The sequence below is a fragment of the Streptomyces sp. NPDC002324 genome (assembly GCF_053593335.1).
In genome coordinates this window covers 15329-32077 of sequence record NZ_JBSFCF010000025.1, presented here as the reverse complement: position 1 = coordinate 32077, position 16749 = coordinate 15329, and the positions used below count along the sequence as shown (strand labels likewise).

Annotated in this window: 14 protein-coding genes; 3 read left to right on the top strand and 11 right to left on the bottom strand. The window is 71.3% G+C overall.

Features of this window, described 5'->3' with window-relative positions; translation table 11 throughout:
• Positions 1-19: 19 nt before the first annotated feature.
• The 3 genes from ACWCRJ_RS28365 to ACWCRJ_RS28355 all read right to left on the bottom strand — a co-directional run bounded on the left by ACWCRJ_RS28365 (position 20) and on the right by ACWCRJ_RS28355 (position 2323).
• Positions 20-439, bottom strand: coding sequence for a GntR family transcriptional regulator (locus tag ACWCRJ_RS28365; RefSeq protein ID WP_450941971.1), 420 nt, complete (start codon positions 437-439; stop codon positions 20-22).
• A 544-nt stretch (positions 440-983) separates the two neighbouring features.
• Positions 984-1874: a hypothetical protein gene (locus ACWCRJ_RS28360; RefSeq protein ID WP_450941970.1), complete on the bottom strand. Its 891-nt coding sequence runs from the start codon at positions 1872-1874 to the stop codon at positions 984-986.
• Positions 1875-1906: 32 nt separating this feature from the next.
• Entirely contained in the window at positions 1907-2323 is a 417-nt protein-coding gene (locus ACWCRJ_RS28355) for an ATP-binding protein (RefSeq protein ID WP_450941969.1), read from the bottom strand.
• A gap of 210 nt (positions 2324-2533) precedes the next feature.
• On the opposite strand from ACWCRJ_RS28355, the gene ACWCRJ_RS28350 reads away from it, so the two are divergent.
• From ACWCRJ_RS28350 to ACWCRJ_RS28340, 3 genes are all read left to right on the top strand, one after another.
• Complete coding sequence (locus ACWCRJ_RS28350; protein ID WP_450941968.1) at positions 2534-3385, top strand: helix-turn-helix domain-containing protein; 852 nt, start codon at positions 2534-2536, stop codon at positions 3383-3385.
• A 5-nt stretch (positions 3386-3390) separates the two neighbouring features.
• Positions 3391-3597, top strand: coding sequence for a DUF397 domain-containing protein (locus ACWCRJ_RS28345; protein WP_450941967.1), 207 nt, complete (start codon positions 3391-3393; stop codon positions 3595-3597).
• Positions 3598-3889: 292 nt separating this feature from the next.
• Positions 3890-4864 (top strand): SGNH/GDSL hydrolase family protein, encoded by a 975-nt coding sequence (locus tag ACWCRJ_RS28340; protein WP_450941966.1) that lies wholly within the window; start codon positions 3890-3892, stop codon positions 4862-4864.
• 102 nt (positions 4865-4966) lie between these two features.
• Here the strand turns inward: ACWCRJ_RS28340 and ACWCRJ_RS28335 are convergent, their stop codons facing one another.
• The 8 genes from ACWCRJ_RS28335 to rsmA form a co-directional block, all read right to left on the bottom strand.
• Positions 4967-5656, bottom strand: a complete 690-nt coding sequence (locus ACWCRJ_RS28335) for a helix-turn-helix transcriptional regulator (protein ID WP_450941965.1) — start codon at positions 5654-5656, stop codon at positions 4967-4969.
• A 273-nt stretch (positions 5657-5929) separates the two neighbouring features.
• Positions 5930-7993, bottom strand: a complete 2064-nt coding sequence (locus ACWCRJ_RS28330; RefSeq protein WP_450941964.1) for an outer membrane protein assembly factor BamB family protein — start codon at positions 7991-7993, stop codon at positions 5930-5932.
• A 210-nt stretch (positions 7994-8203) separates the two neighbouring features.
• Positions 8204-10000: an outer membrane protein assembly factor BamB family protein gene (locus ACWCRJ_RS28325; RefSeq protein ID WP_450941963.1), complete on the bottom strand. Its 1797-nt coding sequence runs from the start codon at positions 9998-10000 to the stop codon at positions 8204-8206.
• A gap of 363 nt (positions 10001-10363) precedes the next feature.
• Positions 10364-12175, bottom strand: a complete 1812-nt coding sequence (locus ACWCRJ_RS28320) for an ABC-F family ATP-binding cassette domain-containing protein (protein WP_450941962.1) — start codon at positions 12173-12175, stop codon at positions 10364-10366.
• Between the two features lie 82 nt (positions 12176-12257).
• Positions 12258-12782 carry a DUF2269 domain-containing protein gene (locus ACWCRJ_RS28315; protein WP_450941961.1) on the bottom strand — a complete coding sequence of 175 codons (525 nt, stop codon included), beginning with the start codon at positions 12780-12782 and terminating at the stop codon, positions 12258-12260.
• Positions 12783-13405: 623 nt separating this feature from the next.
• Positions 13406-14803, bottom strand: coding sequence for an acyltransferase family protein (locus ACWCRJ_RS28310; protein ID WP_450941960.1), 1398 nt, complete (start codon positions 14801-14803; stop codon positions 13406-13408).
• A 67-nt stretch (positions 14804-14870) separates the two neighbouring features.
• Complete coding sequence (locus ACWCRJ_RS28305; protein WP_450941959.1) at positions 14871-15785, bottom strand: 4-(cytidine 5'-diphospho)-2-C-methyl-D-erythritol kinase; 915 nt, start codon at positions 15783-15785, stop codon at positions 14871-14873.
• Positions 15782-16729, bottom strand: a complete 948-nt coding sequence (gene rsmA, locus ACWCRJ_RS28300) for a 16S rRNA (adenine(1518)-N(6)/adenine(1519)-N(6))-dimethyltransferase RsmA (protein WP_450941958.1) — start codon at positions 16727-16729, stop codon at positions 15782-15784. The genes ACWCRJ_RS28305 and rsmA overlap by 4 nt, the downstream gene beginning before the upstream one ends.
• Positions 16730-16749: the final 20 nt, after the last annotated feature.

Below are 16749 nucleotides of genomic sequence, written 5' to 3'. Positions count from 1 at the left end.
TTGTTGCTGTTGTCGCTGTTCACGCGTGCTCGGCGGCAGGCCCGGTCCCGGCGTACCGCTGCTCCATCACCGACGTGACCAGAGCGGTCACGTCGTCCTTCTCCAGGCCCGCCTCGCGGGCCCGGTCCATCCAGCTCTCCAGCTCGCCGCGCAACGGCGAATCCGCCGCCGCCTGCGGACGAGCCAGCGACTGACGCACGAACGTCCCCAGTCCCGGCCGCGCTTCGACCAGCCCCTCCCGCTCCAGCTCGCGGTACGCCTTGAGCGTGGTGTTGGGGTTGACCGCGGAGGTCTGGGCGACCGCCTTGGCCGTGGGCAACTGGTCGCCGGGCCCGAGTACGCCGAGCCGGAGCGCCTGCTTGGTCTGCTGAACGATCTGCTGATAGGCGGCGACCCCGCTCCGCCTGTCGATGCGGAACTCCAACCCCTTCACCACCATTTCACTAGTCGACTAGTGAAATGATGATGGGACACCGAACGCGGACCTGTCAAAGCCCACAGGTCGGGGCGCCGGGCGAGGAGGTGAGGGAAGCCGTTGCGTGCGGCGGGGTCACCGCCTGAAAGACCTGACGTCCGGTACGTGGGGGACGACGGACCCGTCTTACGCATCCGCTGCCATGTGCCTGGTGGGTGTCGCCGACGGGTCTGTGACGACACCTCGCGAGCCTGAGGTCGCCGAAGACCTCACGCGGTCGAGGAGAGCACCGCTGCCTCGAGAATCGCGGCGGCGGATGACGTCGCGACGCCGACCCTGGAGGCCGTGTACACCATCAGCGCCGCCGCCCCGTCCTCGGCCGGGGGCTCATAGGTCTTCGCGAAGCCGGACGAAGGCAGCCGAACCTCTTGTGTCCCTCACTGTCGCCGGTGCGCCGACGACCGGGACGTACCAGCGGCAGCCATCACTTTCCCCGCACGCTGACGATGTGACTGTTCACCGACCACGACCATGGGGATCTTGAGCGGTTGTCGCAGGTGGCTTCGGATCAGCCCTGGTCGTCGTCGAACAGCTCGGCGGCGTCGGTGACGTCGTAGGCGCGGTCCACCCAGATCTGGAGGCGGTCGGGGTCGGTGCAGTTGCGTACCCTCTGGCGGACTGACTCGGGAACCTCGATGTGGCGCCGGTCGAGCGTGCGCAGCACGCTGGCGATCCGCTCCGCGATGCGTTCCTCGACCCGGCCTTCCTCCCGCAGCTTCACCGCGACCGGGTTCTTGAAGAAGTAGTTCACCGGCACCATGAGTTCCTTCCACATCTTCTTCGCCTGGTCATCCACCAAGCCCGACTCGACCAGTTCGGCGAACACCGCCGCGGTGTCCGGGTTCAGGGTCTGCAGAACCGCCGCGAGGGGTTCCAGTATCGCAGCGGCATCCTGGCCTTTACCATGCGTGATCGCCGAAAACACCGCGAGGGTGACATCCCGCGCCACCTCGACCTCGTCCACGATCACCGGCACGTTGTCCGGCCCGAGGACGAGTGGCCGTACGACCAGCGAGGCCCAGTCCGGCAGACCGAACCGGATGGGCTGAGCGGCCCACTTGGCGGTGGAGCGGTTCTGTGTCATGACGATCAGCACCGGCTCGACGCGGTACTTCTCGTGGAGATAGGCGAGGTAGTACGGCCAGCTGCCCCGCTTCCGCTCGTCCTTCCTCCCCTGTGATTCCAGAACCAGCAGAAACGCGCCCTCGTCGGTGTCCACCCGCACCAGGCTGTCCACCCGGCGCTCCACCGGAGCGATCTCCGTCAGGTCCGTGTTGACGACGGAGATCGAGCGAGGCTCCGGGAACGGCACATGGAACAGCCTCCGGAAGCTGCGGATCATGCCCTCGGTGTCCTTCTGACAGATCTGATGCAGCGCCTCATGGGGCGAGCTGACCATCGGATCTCCCTTCTGTCGGGATGCTCAACGAGCTACGCGGCCATCAGTTCGCACCACACGTATTTGCCCGAGTGGCCGAACCGGGACGACGGCTGCCAGCCCCAGACGTCCGTGCAGGCGCGGACGAGGGCGAGGCCCCGGCCGGTCTCCATGCCGGGCTTCGCCGAGCTGCCCGGTGGCTCCGGCGGTTCGGGGTCGGCGTCCCAGGCCCCGATCCACAGGGTGTTCCCCGACCAGCGCACGCGGAGGGCGGCCGGGCCCTTGGTGTGGAGTACGGCGTTGGCGATCAGCTCGGTGGCGAGGAGTTCGGCGGGGTCCAGGAGAGCGGTCAGGCCGTGCATGGTCAGGATGAGGCGGAGGGTGCGGCGGGAGACGGTGACGGCTCGGGGGTCGTGGGGGATGTGGAGGACGTACTCCCAGGGTTCGGGTACGGGCGCACTTTCGGGCATGGGTGAACTCCGTTCGGGGTGGGGGCTTGTGGGGCCTCCGGTGGCATTGCCGCAGCCGTCGGGGCGTGACGGAGCGGTGCGCTTCCGGGCGCCGGACATCTCGCAGTGTGTGCGATGCGTCACCGACAGTAGGGTAGAAATTCATACCCTCGCAACAGGCTGCCGTAATCTGACACCCGAACGAGGAGTCACGGAGAGGCAGTTACTCGGATGACCATGCGGAACCAACCCACGGCACGACAGGTGCGCCTGGGCTCCGAGCTGCGCAAACTGCGGGAGGCGGCGGCCAAGCCCGCCAAAGAGGTGGCCGGGCTCCTCGGGATGAGTTCGGCTCACATGAGTCAGATCGAGGCCGGGAGTTCCGCGATCAGCGAGGAGCGGCTGCGCAGACTGGCGACCCACTGCGCCTGCACGGACGAGGAACTGATCGAGGCCCTGGTCGCGATCGCCGCCGACCGGACGCGCGGCTGGTGGGACGACTATCGGGGAGTCCTGCCCCACGTGAACCTGGACGTCGCAGAGGCGGAGCACCATGCGAGATTCCTGCACGAGGTCTCGATCACCTACGTGCCCGGCCTGCTCCAGACGTCCGACTACGCGCGAGCGGTCTTCAGTTACACCCGGCCGGAACTGCCCGAGAGCGAGCTGACACCTCGGGTGGAGCATCGGATGCGGCGACGCGCGGTCATCGAGGGCGAGCACCCGTTGTCGTACGAGACGATCGTCCACGAATTCGCCCTGCGCGTCCGCGTGGCCGACCGGCAGACCTCAGCTGCTCAACTCCGCCGCATCCTGGACGAGATCGAGCAGGGGCACGTAACGGTGCGCGTCATCCCGATCGATCAGGATGGCTTCGCGGGTGCCGCCGCCTCGATGATGCATCTGGGCGGTCCGGTGCCCCAGCTGGACACAGTGCTGCGCGACACGCCCACCGGCACCCTGTTCATCGATGCCGAAGCGCAGCTGAAGCAGCTCCGAACACTCTTCCGTAAGGTGGGTGAGGCGTCACTGAATCCCGTCGCGTCACGGGACTTCATCCACCGCCTGTTGAAGGAGCTGTGAGCCGCATGAATCATGGGCCGCACTGGCAGAGGTCCACGTTTTCCGGCGGCGGTGAAGGAAACACCTGCCTCGAACTGACCTCCATAGCAACCCACATGCTCGGCCTCCGCGAATCCGACACCCCCACCACCGTCATCGCCACCACCCGCACCCCCCTCGCCCACCTCCTCCACGCCATAACCGCCGGCAGGTTGACCCCGCCCCGCGGCTGATCCACCGCCGCACAGGCGCGAACAGGACAGCGGACGGGGTTCGTTCAGTGGAACGGGAGCCGGCGCGCCGTCCGGATAATCGCTCCGCAGCGATCAAGCGCCGCACCGGATTCGGCGACAGAGGGGCACGCATGGTCACTACATCGACCTCACCCGTGCAGAACACGCCAACCGCACCCGGAGGGACCACCAGAGACCCGACGCTAAGTGACTGTCCGTATTGGATCTAGTGCGTTAAGTAACACTCCTCGTACGGTCATTGCGTCACCAAAACCGTATCTCTGGAGGATTAGTGGCAAACTTGCGCACTCGACTGGCCGTGCTGGGCTCCGCCGTGGCTCTCGCCGCAGGCGCGCTCGTCCCCGCGCAACTCGCCGGCGCCACCCCGGCGGCCGCGGCGGCCTACGAGTGGGTCGCCCTGGGCGACTCCTACACCGCCGGGGTCATCCCGGCGGCGGGCGAGGTCTTCGAAGTCCCGCGTGACGGCTGCGAGCGCACCGACCTGTCGTACCCCCAGGTCATCGACCGCGACCTCGGCTCACTGATCGAACTGACCAACGTCAGCTGCGGAGCCGCCACCATCGAGGACGTCACCTTCAACGCCCAGCAGCCGATCGGCCGCCACCTGCCGCCGCTCTCCGAGGACCCGGACTACCCGTTCCCGCCGGTGCCTCCCCAGTCCGAGGCGGTTGGGCCCGGCACCGACGTGATCACCGTGGGCGCGGGCGGCAACACCCTCGGGTTCGCCCAGATCCTCTTCACCTGTCTGCAACTGGGCGACGGCAGCGGCGGCGTGGGCACGCCGTGCCGGGACAGCCTGGCCGACGACATCCCCGGCCGGCTGACCAAGGTGGGCCAGGACTACGACGACATGCTCGCCACGCTCCACGAGCGCGCCCCGCACGCCAAGGTCGTGACCGTCGGCTACCCCACCGTCATCCCCGAGGACACGTCCAAGTGCCGGTACAACGACTGGGAGCAGTTCGCCTCGATCACCCCGGGCGACCTCGACTGGCTGCGCGACGACGTCCTGGGACCGCTCAACGCGGCCATCGAGAAGTCCGCCGGTGAGCACGAGGACACCTTCGTCGGCCTCTCCGACTCCACCCGGAACCACAGCGTCTGTGACGCGGGCAGGTGGGTCGAGGGCCTCTTCACCAGCCTGGAGCCGTTCCAGGTGGCCTTCGTCCACCCCAACGCCAAGGGCCACGCGAACGCCGCCGACCAGGTCTCCGCGGCGATCCTGGACGCCCTGGGCGTGAACTGATCCGCATCCGGCATCCCCGGGGAGCCGCATCGGGCCGACAGCCTGATGCGGCTCCCTCATGCCGTCGCGGCGCCCGAACCCGGCCGGCCGGGCGCCGCCGCTCTACGTCCCCGCCGACGGGGGCGGGACCGGGCCCGCCCGGTCCAGCAGGCCCGTGCGGGCCGCCAGGGCCGCCGCCTCCAGGCGGGAGCCGACCCCCAGCTTCATCAGGACGCGTTGGACGTGGGTGCGGGCCGTCGACGGGGCGATGCCCATGCCCGCCGCGATGAGGCGGGTGTCCTCGCCCTCCGCCACCCGCACCAGGACCTCGACCTCGCGCGGAGTCAGCATCTGGAGCAGGCGCTGGCCCTCGTCGTCCGGCTGGGCGGCGGGGTTCAGCAGTTCGCCGAACGCGCTCTGCAACAGCTGCGGCGCCACCGCCGCCTCGCCCGCGCGGGCCTTCATGATGGCCCGCTCGACGCCCTCGATGCGCTCGTCGTGCCGCACATAGCCGGAGGCCCCCGCGGCGAACGCGGCCGCGATGCCGCGCGGGTTGGGCACCGGGCCGAGGACCAGCACCGCCACCTGCGGACGTTCACGCTTGATCTTGACCACCGGGTCGAAGATTCCCGGCTCGGCGGGTGCCGCCGTACCGAGCAGGCACACCTCGGGTGCCCTCGTGATCACCAGTTCCGCCGCGCCCGCGGCCGGCGCCGCCGCCGCGAGCACCCGGTGCCCGCGCAGCTTCAACGCCGAGGCCAGCGCCTCGGCCAGCAGTCGGTGATCGTCGACCACCATGAGCCGGACTCCCATCGAGCCACCCCACCCCCCAGTCCCCCCAGATGGTTGCCAACTATGGCTGCCCACTGGTCCTCACGGACAGAAGCCCCCCGACTTCCCCGTCGGCTCCCCGCTGTTCATGCCCCCGGAAGCTACACGCTTGTTCGACGTTGCGCTCCCCCTATCGGAGAGAAGTGCCCGGATTACCGAAATTCCCTCCGATTCGAGCGGGATGAGGGATACGTGCACGGCCCCGCCCCTGAGCTGGGGCGGGGCCGGCGAGGAAGATCGAGGGGGCGCGTGGGGTTACTTCACCCCGAAGCCGAGCGCCGTGTACTCCTTCTCGTCCTTCGAATACGGCTTGCTGACGAGTTCCGAGCCGATGAACCACCGTCCGTCGGTGTAGAGCATCTCGCTCAGCGTCGGCGTCATCCCGCTGATCGCACGGAGCACCGACTCGGAGGACGGGGTCTCCAGGAGCTTGGTCTGCTTCAGCGACTTGCCGTCGATGGAGACGATCTGGGCGCCCTTGTCGTACGGGCCGTCCTTGAAGGCGATGATGTTCGGCCCGTCCATCCGGATCGGGTACAGCTCGTAGTCGTCGCCCGCGTCGACGCGGTCGCCGGTGGACTTACCGGTGGCCAGCGAGAAGGAGACGATCTCGTTGGTGGAGCTGTAGGAGCCGGTGCCGTCGTGGTTCTTGGTCGGCATGTACACCTTGTCGTTGCCGACGTAGATGCCCCGGCAGGCCCAGACACCGCGGACGGGGCACTCGTAGTCGTACTTGTCGTCCGGGATGGAGATCTTGGCGCGCAGCTTGCCGCTGTCGTCGAGCGAGAAGATGTCGCTCGTGCCGGTCAGCGGGACGTCGCTGCCGGTGACGACACCGAAGACCACCGGCTTGGTGGAGATGATCTTGGCCCGCGAGATACCGGAGGGCACCTTGTAGGTCCACTTGACGCTGCCCGACTTCGGGTCCAGCAGCTGGATCTGGAAGGTCTCGCTGCCGTAGTCGCCGCACTTGCGGACCGCGATCAGCTGGGCGCCGCCCGCGTAGCCCTCGTCGGTGCACTCGCCGACCTTGGGCGACCACAGCACCTTGCCGGAGTTGACGTCGAACGCCGCGCCGCCGCCGTAGCCGCCGGCCGCCGCGACCGTCGTACCGGAGATGGTGACCTCGCCGAACGGCACCTTCTCGCCGCTCGTGTCGGCGCTCTTGGTCCACACCTCCTTGCCGGTCTCGACGTTGAACGCGGTGACCTCGGTGCAGGGCTGGCGGTCGTCGTTGTTCTTGCGCTTGGCCGACTCGGTCACCACGACGGCGATGCCCTCGGTGGTGATCTCACGGGAGCCCGCGCAGGTCTGCCCGGCCAGGTCCAGCGTCCACTTGGTCTTGCCGCTGTCCGGCTCGTAGCCGACGATCTTGTTCAGGGCCGACTTGGCGTACGTGGTCTTCGTCAGCCAGGAGCCCTTGACGCTGTCGATGGTCAGCTTTTCCTTGACCTCGTGCGCGGGCACCTGGAAGAGGATCTTCGCGTTCGGGCTGCTGGGCGCCTTCTCCTGCGCCTCGGTCGGCACCTCCACGCCGCCGGACGAGGAACCGCCGGACGAGGACGAACCGCCGTCGTCACCCTTGGTGTCGTCCTTGCCGCCGGTCGTGCCCTGCGAACTGGCGGTGTCCTTCTTGCCGCTGTCGTCGTCCCCGCTGGTGGATGCGTAGAAGACACCGCCGCCGACGATCAGCGCGATGGCCGCGACCGCCGCCGTGATGATGATCGCCGTGGAGTTGACCTTCTTCTTGCCGCCCGGGGCCTGCCCCGTCTGCGGGTGCATCGCCATGGTCGGCGGCTGGTACCCGTAGGGGCCGGGCGGCGGCTGCTGACCGTAGGGACCGGGCTGCGGCTGCTGGCCGTACGGGCCCGGCTGCGGCTGACCGTACGGGCCCGGCCGGCCGGGGTGACCGGGCTGGCCGGGGTGACCGGGCTGGCCCGGGTAGCCGTAGCCGGGCTGCGGCGGGGGCGTCTGCGGGTAGCCGTAGCCGGGACCCTGCGCGGGCGGGGGCCCCTGCGGGGGCTGGGCCGGGGGCGGGGTCTGCTGGGCCGGGGGCGCCTGCGGGTAGCCGTAGCCCGGACCCGGCGCGGGCGGGCCCTGCGGCGGGGGTGTCGGGGCGCCGAAACCGCCGGGCGGCGGGGGCGTGGGCGCGCCGAAACCGCCCTGCGGCGGGGCGTCCTGCGGGGGCTGCGCGGGCGGCTGTCCCTGGGCCGGGGGCTGCGCGGGCGGCTGCCCCTTGTCCAGCGACGGCGGCTCGGCGGGCGGCTGGTTCGGGGGCGGGCCCGGGGGCTGGTTCGGCGGGGGCGGCGGCTGCGTCATGACGTGAATACCTCGAAGCGGAGAGCGGAGGACGGAAGAGGGACGGAGGGGGAGGTCGACCGGGTCACGGCGGGGCCGGGCGGCGGTGGCGTCGGGCGGCCGGGGTCCACGGCCCGCGCCGGTGACGCGGGCCGGGCCCGCGGGACCGACCGGGTCCGGCGCACGGTCCGGACGGGGCCGGTGGCACGGGCGGGCCGTCGGTCGCGCGCGTCACTTGCCGTAGGCCAGCATCAACTTCTCCTTCGCGTCGTCGACTCCGGTCAGCAGGGTGGTGGAGATGTAGAAGCGGCCGCCCACGTAGTCGACGGCCTTCGAGTAGAAGGAGCCCTCGATCTCCGCGGCGCTCGCCGGCATCTGGAGGAGCTTGGTCGCCTTGGGGCCGCTGCCGGTGGCCGGGACGGACACGACCTGGCCGCCCGCGTCACGCGTGGGCTCCACGTACGCGAGGAGCTTCGCCCCCTCCACCTTGAGCGGGACGATCTCGGCGTCGGCGGAGGGCGACTTCATGCGCCACCTCTCCTTGCCGGTCGCGAGGTTCAGGGCGACGACCTCGTTCGTGCCGTCCTTCTCCTCGGTCGGCAGGTAGAGGGTGTTCGCGTCGGCCGCGACGCCCGTGCAGCCCGCCAGGTCGCGGGTGAGGATGCCGCCGTCGCAGTCGGGCGCGAACGAGGCGTCGGAGTCGACCTGCGAGCGGGTCGAGCCGTCGGCCTTGAGGGTGGAGATGTTCCAGGTGTTCTCTTCCTCGTTGGTGAGGTAGAGGACGACCGGGTCCACCGAGTAGGCGTGTTCGACCTTCCAGCCCTTGGGGATCTTCCGCGTCCACTTGGCCTTGCCGGTCCTCGGGTCCAGCTCCTGGACCTCGTCGTGCTCCTTGTCGGTGGTCACCGCGCAGGAGGAGACGGCGATCAGCCGCGTGCCGCCCGCGAACCCGGCGGGGTAGCAGGACTGGCCGTAACTCTTCTTGTCGAACAGCTTCTTGCCGGTGTTGACGTCGTACGCCGTCCCGGACTGCGAGCGGCCCACCATGAGCGTGTCCCCGGTGACGGAGAGCCCGACGCTGATGGTGCTGTCGAACAGCTCGCCCTCCTCCACCTCCGTCGACCAGCCCTTGTCACCGGTGTTGAGGTCGATCTGCTGGAGCTGGTCGCACTCGGCGTTCTTCGAGGTGTTCTTCTGGTACGAGACCACGACCCGGTCGCCGGAGGTCGCCCTCGGGGTGACCGCGCAGATCTTGCCGGGAAACTCGATCGGGTCCCAGGCGGGGTTCCCGTCGGACACGTTGTAGGCGAAGAGCTGCTTGTACGCGGGCTTCACCGCGACCTTGTCGGTGACCCACAGGCCGGGGGCGCTCGCGCCGGAACCGGGGGCGTCGGGGGCGCTCTTGTACCAGAGCACCTTCGCCTCACCGGCCTTGACGTCCGCGTTGAGGTCGGCGATGTCGAGGTCCTCGCCGCCGTCGCCGCTGCCGTCGCCCTCGTTGACTGGCGCGGAGGGCGCGTCCGAGGGCTTGTCGTCCTCGCTCGGGCTCGTGCTCTCCTTGGCGACCGGCTTCTTCTCGCCGTCGTCCCCGAGGCTCGTCACCGCGAACACCGTGCCGCCGACCACGAGCAGCGCGGCCACGGCGGCGCCGATGATCATCGCGGGCCTGCCCTTGAAGGGGCTCTTGGAACCGCCGCCACCGCCCGGGGGCGGGGTGGGCGCGCCCGGGTACTGCGACTGCGGGTAGCCGTAACCGGCCTGCGACGCCGGGTTGTACGGGCCGGGCTGCGCGTAGGGGCCGGGCTGCTGCGGCTGTCCGTACGGGCCGGGCTGGGCGTACGGGCCGGGTTGCGCGGGCGGCTGCTGCTGGGGGTAGCCGTAGCCGGGGGCCGGGGCGGGCGGGCCCTGCGGCGGGGGCGTCTGCGGGTAGCCGTACGGCTGTTGCGGCGGTTGCGGTTGTGACGGCGGCGGCGGGCCCTGTGGTGCTCCGTAGCCGCCCTGCGGCGGCTGATCGGGTGGCTGAACCATCAGCGCTTTCCCCCTGTTCGCTGCTTTCGAGCCACCCGTGGTCACGCGTGGTGTCGCTTCTCAGACTGCCAAGACTCTTCTCAGACGGCTCTTTCTATCACTGCGACGCTCCCCCGTACGGGGCCGGTCGCTCCCCTGTTCCCAAGGGAGAACCGGCCCGTAATGCCTCCGTTACGCTCCTTCACGCCCCCTTCACGGGACGCCCGCCCCCTACGCCGCAAGCCTCCCGAAGGGGTCACCACTGAGCGCCGGCCGAGACCGGCGCCCCGAAGGGGCGCGGGGAACGGCGCGAGCAACCACGAAGCACCCGCACCCGGTATCGAACATCGCCCCTGACGGCGCTCCCCCGCAACTCGCGGAGCGCTACGCGTCGTCGGCCAGTTCAAGCCACCGCATCTCCAGCTCCTCCTTCTCCGCGCCCAACGCCCGCAACTCGGCGTCCAGCTCCCCCACCTTCGCGAAGTCCGTCGCGTTCTCGGCGATCCGCGTGTGCAACTTCGCCTCCTTCTCGGAGACCTTGTCCAACTGGCGCTCGATCTTCTGCAGTTCCTTCTTCGCGGCGCGCGCGTCGGCGGCGTTGCGCTGCGCGGCCTCGGCGGCGGGCTTCGCCGCGATCCCGGCGGAGGCCGCGGCGGCCTCCTCCATCGCGTGCCGTCGCTCGATGTACTCGTCGATCCCGCGCGGCAGCATCCGCAGCGCCGCGTCGCCGAGCAGCGCGAACACCCGGTCGGTCGTGCGCTCGACGAAGAACCGGTCGTGGGAGATGACGATCATCGAGCCGGGCCACCCGTCGAGCAGGTCCTCCAGCTGTGTCAGGGTCTCGATGTCGAGGTCGTTCGTCGGCTCGTCGAGGAAGAGGACGTTGGGCTCGTCCATCAGCAGCCGCAGAATCTGCAGCCGCCGCCGCTCACCACCGCTGAGGTCGCCCACCGGCGTCCACTGCTTCTCCTTGTTGAACCCGAAGGTCTCGCAGAGCTGCCCCGCGGTCATCTCGCGCCCCTTGCCGAGGTCGACGCGGTCGCGGACCTGCTGCACGGCCTGGAGCACCCGCAGGTTCGGGTCCAGCTCGGCGACCTCCTGGGAGAGGTAGGCGAGCTTGACCGTCTTGCCGGTGACGACCCGGCCGGCGGCCGGCTGCTTCTCCCCCTCGCTCCGCGCGGCCTCGGCCATGGCCCGCAGCAGGGAGGTCTTGCCGGCGCCGTTGACGCCGACGAGGCCGATGCGGTCGCCCGGCCCGAGCTGCCACGTCAGGTGCTTCAGCAGCACCTTCGGGCCGGCCTGCACGGTGACGTTCTCCAGGTCGAAGACGGTCTTGCCGAGCCGGGACGAGGCGAACTTCATCAGCTCGCTCGTGTCACGCGGCGGCGGCACGTCCGCGATCAGCTCGTTCGCCGCCTCGACCCGGAACCGGGGCTTCGACGTACGGGCCGGGGCCCCGCGCCGCAGCCACGCCAGCTCCTTGCGGACCAGGTTCTGCCGCTTGGTCTCCTCGGTGGCGGCGATCCGCTCGCGCTCGGCGCGGGCGAAGACGTAGTCGGAGTAGCCGCCCTCGTACTCGTAGACCGAGCCCTTCTGCACGTCCCACATGCGGGTGCAGACCTGGTCCAGGAACCACCGGTCGTGGGTGACGCAGACGAGCGCGGACCGGCGCTCCCGCAGGTGGCCCGCGAGCCAGGAGATGCCCTCGACGTCCAGGTGGTTGGTGGGCTCGTCGAGGACGATCAGGTCCTGCTCCTCGATGAGCAGCTTGGCGAGCGCGATGCGCCGCCGCTCACCGCCGGAGAGGGGGCCGATGACGGTGTCGAGACCCTGCGGGAAGCCGGGCAGGTCGAGCCCGCCGAACAGTCCGGTGAGGACGTCCCGGATCTTGGCGTTGCCCGCCCACTCGTGGTCGGCCATGTCCCGGATGACCTCGTGCCGGACGGTGGCGGCGGGGTCGAGGGAGTCGTGCTGGGTGAGGACGCCGGCGTGCAGGCCACCGGAGTGGGTGATCCGGCCCGTGTCGGCCTCCTCCAGCTTGGCGAGCATCCGGATCAGGGTCGTCTTGCCGTCCCCGTTCCGCCCCACGACGCCGATCCGGTCCCCTTCGGAGACGCCGAGCGAGACCCCGTCGAGCAGGGCGCGGGTGCCGTACACCTTGCTGACGTTCTCGACATTGACCAGATTGACGGCCATTACTCTCCTGCCACGGGGACGATCGACCCTCCAGGGTAGTCGGCGGGGTGGAGGGGGCGTGACGGGCGCCCGGGCGGGGGCCTCAGCGGGACAGGGCGACGCCCTCGCGGCGGGTGGCGGTGCGCCGGCGGCGGCCTCGCCGGGTGAGCCCCCAGGGCTTCAGGACCGAGATCACGGTCATGAAGACGTACGCGGACAGCGAGACGGCCGGGCCGAAGAGGACGTCCCCCGCGTCCGGCAGCGGCCCGCCCGCGGCGACGGCGGTGACCGCCGCGTTCACGCCGGGGCGCAGGGCGAGGACCGTGGCGGTGAGCGTGGCCAGGGTCAGCCAGAACTTCACCTGGACCCAGTGGTGGCGGGCCAGCCCCCACGGGGTGCCGAGGGACAGGGCCAGGCCGCTGCCGAAGGTGAGGAGGGCGACGGGGACCAGGAGCCAGTCCGCGAACAGCTTCATGGCCCGCACGGACGCCTCCACCGTCACCGCCGACCCGGTGGTGCCGGCGGTGACCCCGAGCGCCAGCAGCCCGAGCGTGAGCCCGAGCCAGGCGGCGGAGGCGGCCACGTGGACGACGAGGAGGGTGCGGCGTACGGGACGGCTTGTCTTCATGTCCGCCACGGTGCCGGGCCGGGGCGCCGGGGTCGTCCCCTCGCGGGAGTATCCGGGGGTACTGGGCTGGGCGTACGGAGGGAGGCCGCTGGGCCGGTGCGGGCGGTCGCGCGAGGCCTCGGGGCCGACGAAGACCAGTCCCGCGAAACCACAGGGCCGACGAAGACCGGTCCCGCGAAACCACAGGGCCGACGAAGGCCAGTCCCGCGAAACCACAGGGCCGACGAAGACCGGTCCCGCGAAACCACAGGGCCGACGAAGACCGGTCCCGCGAAACCACAGGGCCGACGAAGACCGGTCCCGCGAGGCCGCAGGGCCGGTGGGGCTTCTCGCGCAGTTCCCCGCGCCCCTGAAAAGCAGGGGCCGCGCCCCGTGCTTTCGGGCCGCACGACCGCCGTCGCCCCTCAGGGGCTGGGTTTCAGGGGCGCGAGGAGGAGGCCGTGCGCCTCGGGGGCGTCTCCACCCGGGGCGCACGGCGTTCGCGCGAGACCCGGGGCGGCGCCGACGTGCTCGGGCAGGGCGTCATGTCGTCGCGGGTCGCGGTCTCGGCGATGAAGACGGCCGGGACGGCGCCCGCGTCGGCCGGCCGGCGCGATTCCTCCGCGCCGGCTCACACGTGCCGATCACTCGACCTGGGCCCCACGCCCCGCCCGCTCCACCAGCAGACGGCCCACGAGGGTCATCGCCACCGCCGCAGGCGCGCTCACCGGCACGGCGATCAGCAGGGCCGTACGCCCCTCGAACAGCCCGCCGAAGCCGACCATGGACAGCCCCAGCACCCCGAAGAGGCAGAGCACGACGCCGAGGGCGGCGGCGGGCCCGGAGTACGCCGTGGAGCCGCGTGCACTCCCTCGCGGGCGCGGGCGCGGGACGGTGGACCGGGCCGCGGGCCGCTCGAAGCTCCGGAAGGCCGCGACCAGCACCGCCGTCAGAACGGCGGCGGCAGCAATGCGCGGGGGCAGCTGGGCCCACCAGGCACCCGTCGCGGGCGCGGGCAGCGGCACATCCAGCGCGAGCAGCACGCCGTAGACCCCGAGCATGGCCGACAGGTGCCACAGGAACGCGGTCATCGAGACGCCGTTGGCCGCCACGACCGCCCGCCACACCTTCGGCCGCTCCAGCCACCGTCCGGCCGGCCCGCGCAGCCACTCCACCGCGCCGACCAGCCACAGCCCGTGGCACAGCAGCGCGAAGGTCGGCGGCGCCATGTTGGACACCTTCTCGCCCGGCATCCCGACCATCGACAACGGATACGGCCCGTACGCGACCAGCAGCACCGCCGCCGCGAGCCCGGCCCCGGCGAGCAGATACGGCCGGGTCAACCGCCCGTCGGCGCGCAGGAACCCGAGCTGGTGGATCGCGAGCCACACGAAGGCGAAGTTGAGGAACTCGACGAACGGCACGTCGAAGGCGAAGCGCAGCACGTCGACGGCGCCCGCCGCCGCGACCAGCGCCCCGAACGCGCCCCACCCGAACCGCTCGTGCATCTTCAGCAGCGGCGGGGTGAAGGCGACCATCGCGAGGTAGATGCCGATGAACCACAGCGGCTGCGCGACCAGCCGCAGCGCCACGTCGAGCAGTCCGCCGCCCTGGCCCGCGAGTTGGAGCAGGACGGCGGCGGCGCCCCACACCCCGATGAACACCATGGTGGGCCGCAGGAGCCGCTGGAGGCGGGCGCGGAGGAACGCGGGGTATACGGAGTCGCCGTCCGGGTGCCGCCTGCTGAGCGAGCGGTAGGAGAGGGCGTGCGAGAAGCCACCGACGAAGAAGAACACCGGCATGATCTGCAGGGCCCAGGTCAGGATCTGGAGCCCCGGCTCGACGGCGAGGAGGTTCCCCACCTCGACATCGCCGTCCGCCCCGCCGCCGTTCGTGACCGCCGCCATCAGCCAGTGGCCGAGGACGACCGTGCCGAGGGAGGCGACGCGGAGGAGATCGACGTACCGGTCACGGGTGGAGGGGGTGGCGGCGGCGAGTTCGCTCGCACTCGCTCCGGCACGCACGCTCACGGTTGCACTCATGGGAGTACGGTCGCGCCGGCGCCGGGTCGGGCGTCAGCGCTCCCGTACTCAACTCCCGTCTGAGTACCTAGGCCTGGGCGCTCCGGACGACGGTCGCCCCCGGCGCGGGGGAGACGGCCACCCTCGCCGCCGCGCACGTGCCGGACGCGAGGAGGCCTTCGGCGACGGTGCGGGCCGCGTCGGCGTCCCGGGCGAGGAAGGCCGTGGTCGGGCCCGAGCCGGAGACGAGCGCGGCGAGCGCGCCGGCGGCGCGGCCCTCCGTGAGGGTGTCGGCCAGCTTCGGAAAGAGCGAGAGCGCCGCGGGCTGGAGGCCGTTGGAGCCCGGCAGGAAGGCCGCGAGCGCGTCGGCGTCCCCCTTGGCGAGGGCGTCCAGCAGCACCTGGGAGGCGACGGGCTCGGGGACGGCGTCGTGCGCGTGGAGCCGGTCGAACTCGCGGTAGACGGCGGGCGTGGAGAGCCCGCCGTCGGCGACGGCGAACACCCAGTGGAACGTGCCGCCGACGTCGAGGGGCCGGAGCCGCTCGCCCCGCCCGGTGCCGAGTGCCGCCCCGCCCACCAGGCTGAACGGGACGTCGCTGCCCAACTCCGCGCAGATGGCGAGGAGTTCCTCGCGCGAGGCGGCGGTCCCCCACAGCGTGTCGCAGGCGAGGAGCGCGCCGGCCGCGTCCGCGCTGCCGCCGGCCATACCTCCGGCGACCGGGATGTCCTTGGCGATGTGCAGATGGACGGCCGGCTCGACGCCGTGGCGTTCGGCCAGCGCGAGCGCGGCCCGTGCGGCGAGGTTCGTACGGTCCAGGGGGACCTGGTCGGCGCCGGGGCCCTCGCAGGTGACGGTCAGCTCGTCGGCGGGGGTCGCGGTGACCTCGTCGTACAGCCCGACGGCGAGGAAGACGTTGGCCAGGTCGTGGAAGCCGTCGGGCCGGGGGCCGCCGACCGCGAGCTGCACGTTGACCTTGGCGGGGACGCGAACGGTGACGCTCACGACTGGCGGGGCTCCTCGGTGGGTGACTGGTCGGCGGCGGCGGTGGCTGCGGAGGTTGCGGTGGCGGTGGTGTCCTCGGTGACGCGGTGCTCGGCGATGGCGGCGAACTCCTCGACGGTCAGGGACTCGCCGCGGGCCTGCGGGGAGACTCCGGCGGCGACGAGGGCGGCCTCGGCGGCGGGCGCGCTGCCGGCCCATCCGGCGAGGGCGGCCCGCAGCGTCTTGCGCCGCTGGGCGAACGCCGCGTCGACGACCGCGAACACCTCCCGTCTGGCGGCGGTGGTCCTGACCGGCTCGGTCCGGCGGACGAGCGAGACGAGGCCGCTGTCGACGTTCGGCGCCGGCCAGAAGACGTTCCGCCCGATCGACCCGGCGCGCTTGACCTCCGCGTACCAGTTCGCCTTCACCGACGGCACGCCGTACACCTTCGAGCCCGGCCCGGCGGCGAGGCGGTCGGCCACCTCCGCCTGGACCATCACGAGGGTGCGCTCGATGGTGGGGAAGGTCTCCAGCATGTGCAGCAGCACGGGGACGGCGACGTTGTACGGGAGGTTCGCGACGAGGGCGGTGGGTGCGGGGCCGGGCAGCTCGGTCACCTGCATCGCGTCCGAGTGGACGAGGGCGAAGCGGTCGGCGCGGGCGGGCATGCGGGCGGTGATGGTGGCGGGCAGCGCGGCGGCGAGGACGTCGTCGATCTCGACGGCCGTGACCCGGTCCGCCACCTCCAGCAGGGCGAGGGTGAGCGAGCCGAGACCCGGGCCCACCTCGACGACCGTGTCCTGCGGGCGGACGTCCGCGGTCCGCACGATCCTGCGGACCGTGTTGGCGTCGATCACGAAGTTCTGGCCGCGCTGTTTGGTGGGGCGCACGCCGAGCGCTGCCGCGAGCTCACGGACGTCGGCGGGGCCCAGAAGGGCGTCGGGGGGGCTGGAGGGGCTGCTCACGGCACCAGGGTACGGGGCGG

What these genes read in the sequence shown, in the direction of transcription:
- ACWCRJ_RS28360 (WP_450941970.1), bottom strand. Translation starts at nt 1,874, where the DNA reads ATGGTCAGCTCGCCCCATGAGGCGCTGCATCAGATCTGTCAGAAGGAC.
- ACWCRJ_RS28365 (WP_450941971.1), bottom strand. Translation starts at nt 439, where the DNA reads ATGGTGGTGAAGGGGTTGGAGTTCCGCATCGACAGGCGGAGCGGGGTC.
- ACWCRJ_RS28310 (WP_450941960.1), bottom strand. Translation starts at nt 14,803, where the DNA reads ATGAGTGCAACCGTGAGCGTGCGTGCCGGAGCGAGTGCGAGCGAACTC.
- ACWCRJ_RS28315 (WP_450941961.1), bottom strand. Translation starts at nt 12,782, where the DNA reads ATGAAGACAAGCCGTCCCGTACGCCGCACCCTCCTCGTCGTCCACGTG.
- ACWCRJ_RS28325 (WP_450941963.1), bottom strand. Translation starts at nt 10,000, where the DNA reads ATGGTTCAGCCACCCGATCAGCCGCCGCAGGGCGGCTACGGAGCACCA.
- ACWCRJ_RS28350 (WP_450941968.1), top strand. Translation starts at nt 2,534, where the DNA reads ATGACCATGCGGAACCAACCCACGGCACGACAGGTGCGCCTGGGCTCC.
- ACWCRJ_RS28355 (WP_450941969.1), bottom strand. Translation starts at nt 2,323, where the DNA reads ATGCCCGAAAGTGCGCCCGTACCCGAACCCTGGGAGTACGTCCTCCAC.
- ACWCRJ_RS28320 (WP_450941962.1), bottom strand. Translation starts at nt 12,175, where the DNA reads ATGGCCGTCAATCTGGTCAATGTCGAGAACGTCAGCAAGGTGTACGGC.
- ACWCRJ_RS28330 (WP_450941964.1), bottom strand. Translation starts at nt 7,993, where the DNA reads ATGACGCAGCCGCCGCCCCCGCCGAACCAGCCCCCGGGCCCGCCCCCG.
- ACWCRJ_RS28345 (WP_450941967.1), top strand. Translation starts at nt 3,391, where the DNA reads ATGAATCATGGGCCGCACTGGCAGAGGTCCACGTTTTCCGGCGGCGGT.
- ACWCRJ_RS28335 (WP_450941965.1), bottom strand. Translation starts at nt 5,656, where the DNA reads ATGGGAGTCCGGCTCATGGTGGTCGACGATCACCGACTGCTGGCCGAG.